Origin of the sequence: Rhizobium grahamii CCGE 502 (assembly GCF_000298315.2) — a bacterium.
GTDB classification, from domain to species: Bacteria; Pseudomonadota; Alphaproteobacteria; order Rhizobiales; family Rhizobiaceae; genus Rhizobium; species Rhizobium grahamii.
This window is the reverse complement of sequence record NZ_AEYE02000049.1, coordinates 1-1,184: the sequence shown is the minus strand read 5'-3', so window position 1 is coordinate 1,184 and position 1,184 is coordinate 1. Positions and strand designations below refer to the sequence as shown.

Annotated in this window: 1 protein-coding gene; it reads right to left on the bottom strand. The window is 60.5% G+C overall.

Annotated features, from left to right (window positions below; all coding sequences use genetic code 11):
* Nucleotides 1-6 precede the first annotated feature (6 nt).
* Entirely contained in the window at nucleotides 7-1,182 is a 1,176-nt protein-coding gene (gene tuf, locus RGCCGE502_RS34325) for an elongation factor Tu (protein ID WP_016558834.1), read from the bottom strand.
* Nucleotides 1,183-1,184 lie beyond the last annotated feature (2 nt).

The window sequence follows — 1,184 nt, the reverse complement described above, 5'->3', positions numbered from 1 at the left end:
CGAAGCTTACTCGACGATCGAGGCGACGATGCCGGCGCCGACGGTACGGCCGCCTTCGCGGATCGCGAAGCGCAGCTTTTCTTCCATCGCGATCGGAACGATCAGCTCGACAGCAACGGTGACGTTGTCGCCAGGCATAACCATTTCCGTGCCTTCCGGCAGCGAGACGATACCGGTCACGTCAGTCGTACGGAAGTAGAACTGCGGGCGGTAGTTGGTGAAGAACGGCGTATGACGGCCGCCTTCTTCCTTCGTCAGGATGTAGGCTTCGGCCATGAACTTCTTGTGCGGCTTGACAGAGCCCGGCTTGCACAGGATCTGACCACGCTCGACGCCGTCACGGTTAACACCACGAACCAGAGCGCCGATGTTGTCGCCAGCCTGGCCCTGATCGAGCAGCTTGCGGAACATTTCAACGCCGGTAACCGTCGTCTTCGAGGTCGGGCGGATGCCGACGATTTCGACTTCTTCGCCAACCTTGACGATGCCACGCTCGACACGGCCGGTCACAACCGTACCACGGCCAGAGATCGAGAACACGTCTTCGATCGGCATCAGGAAGGGCTGGTCGATCGGACGCTCAGGCGTCGGGATGTAAGCGTCAACAGCTGCCATCAGCTCGCGGATCGCGTCTTCGCCGATCTTCTTGTCGCTGTCTTCGAGAGCGGCCAGCGCCGAACCCTTGATGACCGGAATGTCGTCGCCCGGGAAGTCGTAGGACGACAGAAGTTCGCGAACTTCGAGCTCGACGAGTTCGAGAAGCTCGGCGTCGTCAACCTGGTCGACCTTGTTGAGGAACACGACGATCGCCGGAACGCCAACCTGACGAGCAAGCAGGATGTGCTCGCGGGTCTGCGGCATCGGGCCGTCAGCAGCCGAGCAAACCAGGATCGCGCCGTCCATCTGGGCAGCACCGGTGATCATGTTCTTGACGTAGTCGGCGTGGCCGGGGCAGTCAACGTGGGCATAGTGACGGTTCGGGGTCTCGTATTCGACGTGTGCCGTCGAAATGGTGATGCCGCGAGCCTTTTCTTCCGGCGCAGCGTCGATCTGGTCGTACGCCTTGAACTCGCCGAAGTACTTCGTGATCGCTGCCGTCAGAGACGTCTTGCCGTGGTCAACGTGGCCGATCGTGCCGATGTTAACGTGCGGCTTGTTGCGCTCAAACTTACTCTTTGCCATTT